This window comes from Curtobacterium sp. B8 (genome assembly GCF_000333315.1).
Lineage (GTDB): Bacteria > Actinomycetota > Actinomycetes > Actinomycetales > Microbacteriaceae > Curtobacterium > Curtobacterium luteum.
Genome location: NZ_BACW01000511.1, coordinates 1 through 988, shown reverse-complemented (window position 1 = coordinate 988; position 988 = coordinate 1). Strand labels below are relative to the sequence as shown.

Here is a 988-nt window from a genome sequence, read left to right as displayed (position 1 = left end):
GGGGTGCCCGTGGGACCGGGCGCGCGGCCGGGAGTCGCGACGCGCGCCCGGGGTGCGTAGGCGTCGCGGGGTGATCCGTGCTCCAGGNCGGAGGATCCGGACGGACCCGAGTCGTGCGTCGGGGCCGAGCCGGGACGGGCGCCGGCGTCGTAGGCGCGGCGCGCGGCCGGCGTGCCGATGCGCTCCCAGGCGAGCTGGACGCGGCGGAAGGACTGGGGGTCGCCACCGAGGTCGGGGTGCGATTCGCGGGCGGCCTTGCGGTAGGCGCGGCGGAGCGCGTCGTCGTCGGCGGTCGCGGGGACGCCGAGGACCTCGTAGGGGGTGGCGTCGGCCGGGCTGTCGGTCATGGCCCTGCGACATTACCCGAGGCAGTGTCGGGGTCCGCCGCACGTGCGCTGGGTGCTGGCTGGAGGCGCGGGGCGGGACCGGCGGGCGACGGCCGACACCGTCGGCGTCGGGGCGCGTGGGCGCGCGTGGGCGCTGGATCAGGCGGGCGGGGCGACGTCGAACGTCACGGGGGCGGCGAGCCAGCGTGCGTACCGCTCGGCAGCGACCTCGAGCGCGCGGACGGCCGCGGGGTCCAGGGGCTCGAACGGCGTGACGACGAGCCGGACCACGGTCGAGCGCTCCGCCCGGGTCCACGTGCCCGCGACGACCCCGCGGACGACGGCCATCGGCAGGAAGACCCCGTTGCCACCCGGTACCACGCGGTCCTGGTGCGCGACGGGCAGCTGCGCGCTCCGGTCCGCGTAGCCGAGCAGGTACTCGTCGAACCCGGGCAGCAGGTGTCCGGTGGGGACTCCTCCCGGAGCCGGACGGTCCGCGAGCGCGAGGAGCCCGTCGCCGAGCCGTTCGATCGCGTCCCCGGCGGCCGCGGCGCCCCGTCGGACGTCGCCGAGCGGGAGCTTCGTCCACGCGGCGGTGTCGGCCTCGGTCGCGGGACCCCGCCCCCGCAGGTGTCCGGCGACGACGCGCCGCAGGGCCTCGT

The 988-nt window shown here is 78.4% G+C and carries 2 protein-coding genes; both read right to left on the bottom strand.

From position 1 onward, the window contains the following. Window positions 1–347: J domain-containing protein (locus I59_RS13125; RefSeq protein WP_022904255.1), on the bottom strand; the 347-nt coding region annotated here is incomplete at its 3' end. Between the two features lie 138 nt (window positions 348–485). Continuing rightward, window positions 486–988 (bottom strand): DNA glycosylase AlkZ-like family protein (locus tag I59_RS13120; protein ID WP_022904254.1); only part of this gene is annotated, 503 nt, incomplete at its 5' end.